This is a genomic window from Streptomyces sp. NPDC050704 (assembly GCF_040654355.1).
Classification (GTDB): domain Bacteria; phylum Actinomycetota; class Actinomycetes; order Streptomycetales; family Streptomycetaceae; genus Streptomyces.
Genome location: NZ_JBFAHW010000261.1, coordinates 1 through 2,209, shown reverse-complemented (window position 1 = coordinate 2,209; position 2,209 = coordinate 1). Strand labels below are relative to the sequence as shown.

Genomic DNA, 2,209 nt, shown 5'->3' with positions numbered 1-2,209 from the left:
GCTATCCCGGCAAGCCCGAACTTCCGATTCGCGACAAAAAGTCCGACCCCCATCCCGCCGGTGCTCAGCGCATCGGCGACCGGTTCCAGGTCCGTGGTGCCCGGCGGCAGGTCCTCGGCAGGGGTCCAGCTCAGAGTGGGGCGCATGCGCATGCCGCCAGAGTACGCAACAGACTGCCGCCCCCTTCTTTCGCTGTCGATGGCGCCGTGGACGTGGATGAAGCCGGCACGATCCGCGGCGGGGAGCGGTGCTTTCTGCGAGAGCGCGGCCCGCAGCGTGAACGTCTCCGGGGGAGGGAGGCAGTTGACGGCGGGTCCAGCGTAGAGAGGTCGCGGGTGAAGTTCTTCTGCCCTTGGACGCGGTGAACGTCCGGGCTGGTGAGGCAAGCTCGAAGGGTTCACCCATTACCGGGTCAGTGAACCGAGTCGCCCGGCGGCCGTTTCCGTTTCCGCTTCCGTTCCACGGCAACACCTCCGCGGACGAGGAGCTCACGGCCCTGGTGGGATTCAATCCGTAGCGCGAGGACTGGCGTCGGCCCTTCCTGGTCTACCTGATGGGGCCGGGTGTCGGTGGCGAGAGCCTCTTTGAGGCCGAGTACGCGGACGAGCCCGAGAGGACGGTCAGGCGTGGGTCGTCGCTGGCCTTCCGGGGGTGTGGGTTGTTCGTGAGCGTGTTGGACGGAGGGATGCACGTGAAGTGAACCGTGTCCGAGTCACCGTGGCGCGCCGCCGGTGGTTCCCCTGCCCGCAGGTCTTCGCCCGGCTGGGTACGCGACGCGGGAGGCGGGTGGTCAGGTACGGGTGCTGAGATAGCGTACGGCTGGACTGCTGTTCGAGCCTCGCTCTGTGTACCTTCGTAGCAGACCGTGAGGTCTGCACCTATCAGGCTTACCGGAAGGCACGCTGAACATGACCGGGCAACGCGACCGTTGGGCGGAACTGACAGGCGGACAAGGTGGAGAGGAATACGCTCAGCGTTTCGCGCGGCTAGCCGAATCGGGGCAGGACATCCATGGCGAGGCCGCTTTCTGCGCCGCGCTGCTGACGCCCGCCGCCCGGGTCCTCGACGCCGGCTGCGGCACCGGTCGGATCGCGATCCGGCTCGCCGAGCTGGGCCACGACTGCACCGGCGTGGACGTCGACCCCTCGATGCTCGCCGTCGCCCGCCGCGACGCCCCCACGCAGGAGTGGCTCCTCGGAGACCTGGCCCACCTCGATGCCCTCGGCCTGAATCCGGGCTTCGACCTGGCGCTCGCCGCCGGGAACGTCATCCCCCTACTGGCCGCCGGCACCGAATCAGCCGTCGTCCGGCAGCTGGTCGCCGTACTGCGCCCTGGCGGACTGCTGGTCACCGGCATGGGACTGGACGCGGCACACCTGCCGCTGCCGGAACCGACGGTGACCCTTACGGAGTTCGACCACTGGTGCACCCAGGCCGGACTGACCCTGCGGCAGCGCTACGCCACCTGGAGCGGCGACCCCTACTACCAAGGCTGCGGCTATGCCGTCAGCGTGCACTCCCGCCCCACCACATGAGTCCGCGCCCTGTCCGTGACTGTCCTCAGCCTGCCACGGCCGCCGCCGGGCGTCCGCACTTCGAAGCATCCCGGCGGCGGCACTTGCCGCGGCCCGGACCCGGGAGTCCTGCCGTTGCCCCGGCAGCCACGCTCAGCACCGACATGCGGCGCCTATCCACTCTCCAGGGCCTTGCTCAGACCTCCGCGACGATGAGCGCCACGTGGGTGATCGTGATCACCGCGATGAGCCCAGTCGCCCCCGCGTCCACCCCGCCCACCGGGCCCGGCGCGGCAGCGCCACAGCCCGGCGGGGTGCTGCCTGACGAAGGCCACGGCACCACCGGCATCCGATGAACTCCTCGCGCGAGATGTACACGGCTGTTCAACGACCGGGCCGAACGGTGGTGGCTGGAACAGGATGTCAGGTCATCGAGCGGTGAGGACGTGTGCCCACGGCTCATCGATGTCGGCCAGCCCCAGCACGGCGACCACGTTGTCGAGCATTCCGGCGCCGAACCAGCGCCGCACGGCCTCGTCGTCGCCCAGCAGCTGCCGAACGGTGTCAACCTGCTTGGCGTAGCACCGGCGCACGGCCTGCTCCACCAGCGGCTCGCCGACGGCACAGTCCGTGTGCATGAGGAAACGCAGGATGTTCCGGTCCGCGACGAGCGCGGCGTAGGCGCCGCGCGCCGC

Annotated in this window: 2 protein-coding genes and 1 pseudogene; 1 reads left to right on the top strand and 2 read right to left on the bottom strand. The window is 69.5% G+C overall.

What is annotated here, in order from left to right:
* The first annotated feature begins 908 nt into the window (after nucleotides 1–908).
* Nucleotides 909–1,535 carry a class I SAM-dependent methyltransferase gene (locus tag AB0I18_RS51930; RefSeq protein WP_363112872.1) on the top strand — a complete coding sequence of 209 codons (627 nt, stop codon included), beginning with the start codon at nucleotides 909–911 and terminating at the stop codon, nucleotides 1,533–1,535.
* Nucleotides 1,536–1,710: 175 nt separating this feature from the next.
* Here the strand turns inward: AB0I18_RS51930 and AB0I18_RS51925 are convergent, their stop codons facing one another.
* On the bottom strand, nucleotides 1,711–1,863 hold the full coding sequence (locus AB0I18_RS51925; RefSeq protein ID WP_363112871.1) for a hypothetical protein: 153 nt from the start codon (nucleotides 1,861–1,863) through the stop codon (nucleotides 1,711–1,713).
* Nucleotides 1,864–1,942: 79 nt separating this feature from the next.
* A pseudogene (locus AB0I18_RS51920) lies at nucleotides 1,943–2,209 on the bottom strand (TetR/AcrR family transcriptional regulator); the annotation flags it as partial.

Bases quoted from the DNA above. Each gene is read 5' to 3' on its own strand.
- AB0I18_RS51930 (WP_363112872.1), top strand. From the start codon at position 909: ATGACCGGGCAACGCGACCGTTGGGCGGAACTGACAGGCGGACAAGGT.
- AB0I18_RS51925 (WP_363112871.1), bottom strand. From the start codon at position 1,863: ATGCCGGTGGTGCCGTGGCCTTCGTCAGGCAGCACCCCGCCGGGCTGT.